2 protein-coding genes and 1 pseudogene are annotated in these 1,994 nt (G+C 65.0%); 1 reads left to right on the forward strand and 2 read right to left on the reverse strand.

All coding sequences use genetic code 11. The features are described 5' to 3' along the window. Positions 1-74: 74 nt before the first annotated feature. On the reverse strand, positions 75-584 hold the full coding sequence (locus ACRDSQ_RS29845; RefSeq protein WP_431425669.1) for an EF-hand domain-containing protein: 510 nt from the start codon (positions 582-584) through the stop codon (positions 75-77). Positions 585-842: 258 nt separating this feature from the next. Further along, a complete protein-coding gene (locus tag ACRDSQ_RS29850) occupies positions 843-1,637 on the reverse strand; it encodes a DUF3050 domain-containing protein (RefSeq protein ID WP_431425670.1) in 795 nt (264 codons plus the stop codon). Between the two features lie 169 nt (positions 1,638-1,806). Here ACRDSQ_RS29850 and ACRDSQ_RS29855 point away from each other — a divergent pair. Continuing rightward, positions 1,807-1,994, forward strand: a pseudogene (locus ACRDSQ_RS29855) (hypothetical protein); the annotation flags it as partial.

A 1,994-nucleotide genomic window follows, 5' to 3' on the forward strand; every position in this document is an offset into this window, starting at 1 on the left:
GGGGACTCGCGGGGGTGGTGGGGGATGGGGCAGCCCCCGGGGAGGTTGTCCCCGGGGGCTGTGAGCGGTCTGTGTCAGCGGCCCAGAAGCGGAATGTCGTTCACGCCCTGGTGATAGTCGCGGACAGCCGTGACCAGCTCCTCGACGGTCAAGTGACCGTTGCCGTTGGAGTCGATCTGCCGAAACGCCGAGTCGGCCTGGCGCTCGTCCACGCCGACAGCCTTCATCCAGCGCTTGAACTCGGCCGGGTTGACCTCGCCGTCGCCGTCGGTGTCGCACATGTTGACGATGGCCTCGATGGTCGGGCGCAGGTTGCGGTCGAAGCCTTCGTCGCCGCCCTCAGCAACCTCCCGCGTCGAGACCTCGGTGAACTGCTGCAGGGTCACCTTGCCCTGGGCGCCGACCTTGGCCTTCGCCGCGAGCTTGTCCCACATGCCGAGGTAGGCGGTGAGCAGGGCGCGTCCCTTCGGGGAGGTCTCCTGCTCGCCGAACGCCTTGACGATTCGACGCGCCTCGGTCTCATAGTCCGACTTGTCGATTGTGCCGTCTCCGTTGCTGTCCCACAGCTCGAAACGACGCTTCAAGCGAGTGTCCTGGACGCTAGAGGTCACGACCATGCTCCTTTGAATTCTTGACGGATTCCGCGGTGGGAGCCCCGGCGTTGTTCGCGCCCATTCGGCGGCTCCGTGATTCGACCCTAGCAAGACCGACCAAGGCCGCGCACGTTCGATGTCGACCCTTTTCGGGTGTATTTGTTCATCCCGTTCGAGATCGTCTGAGCGGCGTCCGGCGTGTACGCTGCATGCCGCTGACAATTTCATATCAACACTTGTGCATGAAATTCAAGCGCTGGCCAGTTGCTGGTCCAGGGTGGCCGAGATGCCGTCCCACAGCCGAACCCTGGCCCGGAGCACCCCGACGAGCGTGTGCGCGCACTCGGTCCACTTCGCGTCGTCGGGCCCACACAGGTCCGCCACCATCTGCATCGCCATCGGCGTGTGCTGCTCGCCGTCGACCTCGATGTGGCGCACCAGGTACTCGCCGAAGAGCTCCAGCCGGCCACCCCCGGCGGCGACCACCTGTTCGAACATCTCCGGGATCAGGTCCTCCCGGCCGAAGGCGAACGCCGCCGCCTGGCAGTGCACCGGGGCCTCGGTGATCAACTCCCAGGTCGACCGGACGAACTCGGCCGCCGGCACCGGCACACCCGCCTTGACCAGCGCATTGTCGACATCGACACCGGCCCGAAGCTGGTGGAGGAAGGAGTCGATCGGCCCGGTGTCGGCACCCGCCTGCGCCATGGCGTGCCGGTAGAGCTCGAAGTGGCTGACGTAGCCCTCGCCGAACTCGTCGCTCTCCTCGACCAGCACGATGTCGTTGATGAGCCGCCTGCTGATCGGCTGCGTCGTGGGCACCCACGGCACTTCGACGCACGTGAGTTCGCGCTGCAAGCTCTTGAGCAGCGACATGAAATCCCACACCGCGAACACGTGGTGAGCCATGAACACCGCCGCGTCCCCCGTCGTGGACATCCGACGGTAAATCGGGTGACGGGTCACTTCGGTGCGTATCGGCTCGATCGTCGTGCGAATACGGTCGATGCCCGGATGCGACAGCGCCCAGTCGTAACGACTCATCAGCGGACCGCCCTTTCCCAACAGGAAGATGATGATGCGGACGTTAAGGAAAATGGAACGACACGCGCCACCTATCAATAGGGTGAAAAATACGTACCCGAATCAGCGACTGCGGTGGCGGCGGAATAGGGCGAGCATGGACTGATCGGACTCGAACCAAGGAGGAACCATGCGGCTCGTCCAGTCGACCTTGATCGCTTTGGCGGTCGGAGCGTCGCTCGCGTCGCTCGCCACGGTCGCCACCGCGTCGACATCGGAGACCGCGTACCAGCCCGGCCAAGTCGTGGCGTTCACCCACGAGTTCACCGCGCTGAAGGTATGGGACGAGCCGAAAGGCTGCCAGCCACTGCCCGCGGG

Source organism: Actinokineospora sp. (assembly GCF_050699995.1).
GTDB lineage: Bacteria > Actinomycetota > Actinomycetes > Mycobacteriales > Pseudonocardiaceae > Actinokineospora.